At 62.3% G+C, this 1,627-nt stretch carries 1 protein-coding gene; it reads left to right on the top strand.

From position 1 onward, the window contains the following. Positions 1–17 precede the first annotated feature (17 nt). Positions 18–1,627: cadherin-like domain-containing protein (locus EQV97_RS28815; RefSeq protein WP_240890571.1), on the top strand; the 1,610-nt coding region annotated here is incomplete at its 3' end.

Raw genomic sequence — 1,627 nt, 5'->3', positions numbered from 1 at the left:
CCCTGGAAGACACTGCCGTGACCGGCAGCGTCCTCACGGGTACCTCGAGCGTCGACGGCGACGTGACCGTGGTCAACTTCACCATCGGTGCGAACACCTACACCGCCGGTAGCACCGCGACTATCGCCAATGTCGGCACCCTGGTCATTGCGGCCAATGGCGCCTACACCTTTACTCCGGCCGCCAACTACAACGGCACAGTGCCAGTGGTCAGCTACACCGTCACCGACGGCTCCGGTAGCAATGTCACTTCGACCCTGAACATCAGCGTCACCCCGGTCGATGACAGCTTCACCGATCTCGGCGAAACCGTAACCACCACCGAAGATGCCCCCGTCTCCGGCAGCGTGCTGACCGGAACTTCCAGCGTCGACGGCCCTGTCAGCGTGCTCAACTTCACCATCGGCGAAACCACCTACGCCGCTGGCACAACGGCGACCATCGCCAACGTAGGCACCCTGGTGATCGGCGCGAACGGGGCGTACACCTTCACCCCAGCTGCCAACTACAACGGCAGCGTGCCAGTGGTCAGCTACACCGTCACTGACGGCTCCGGTAGCAATGTCACCTCGATCCTGAACATCAGCGTCACCCCGGTTGATGACAGCTTCACCGATGCCAGCGAAACCGTGTCCACCCTGGAAGACACTGCCGTGACCGGCAGCGTCCTCACGGGTACCTCGAGCGTCGACGGCGACGTGACCGTGGTCAACTTCACCATCGGTGCGAACACCTACACCGCCGGTAGCACCGCGACTATCGCCAATGTCGGCACCCTGGTGATCGGCGCGAACGGGGCGTACACCTTTACTCCGGCCGCCAACTACAACGGCAGCGTTCCAGTGGTCAGCTACACCGTCACCGACGGTTCCGGTAGCAATGTCACTTCGACCCTGAACATCAGCGTCACCCCGGTCGATGACAGCTTCACCGACCTCGGCGAAACCGTAACCACCACCGAAGATGCACCAGTTTCCGGCAGCGTGCTGACCGGGACTTCCAGCGTCGACGGCCCGGTCAGCGTGCTCAACTTCACCATCGGCGAAACCACCTACGCCGCTGGCACAACGGCGACCATCGCCAATGTCGGCACCCTGGTGATCGGCGCGAACGGGGCTTACACCTTCACCCCAGCTGCCAACTACAACGGCACAGTGCCAACAGTCAGCTACACCGTTACCGACGGCTCTGGCTCTGACGTCACCTCGACCCTGAACATCAGCGTCACACCGGTCGACGACAGCTTCACCGATGCCAGCGAAACGGTCTCCACCCTGGAAGACACTGCCGTGACCGGCAGCGTCCTCACTGGTACCTCAAGCGTCGACGGCGATGTGACTGTGGTCAACTTCACCATCGGCACGAGCACTTACACCGCCGGCAGTACGGCGACCATCGCCAATGTCGGCACCTTGGTAATCGGGGCAAACGGGGCGTACACCTTCACCCCAGCCGCCAACTACAACGGCAGCGTGCCAGTGGTCAGCTACACCGTCACTGACGGCTCTGGCTCTGACGTCACCTCGACCCTGAACATCAGCGTCACCCCGGTTGATGACAGCTTCACCGATGCCAGCGAAACGGTCTCCACACTTGAAGACACTGCCGTGACCGGCAGCGTCCTCAC

Origin of the sequence: Pseudomonas sp. TMW22090 (assembly GCF_022496665.1) — a bacterium.
GTDB lineage: Bacteria > Pseudomonadota > Gammaproteobacteria > Pseudomonadales > Pseudomonadaceae > Aquipseudomonas > Aquipseudomonas gregormendelii.
This window is presented reverse-complemented; position numbering and strand designations above follow the sequence as displayed.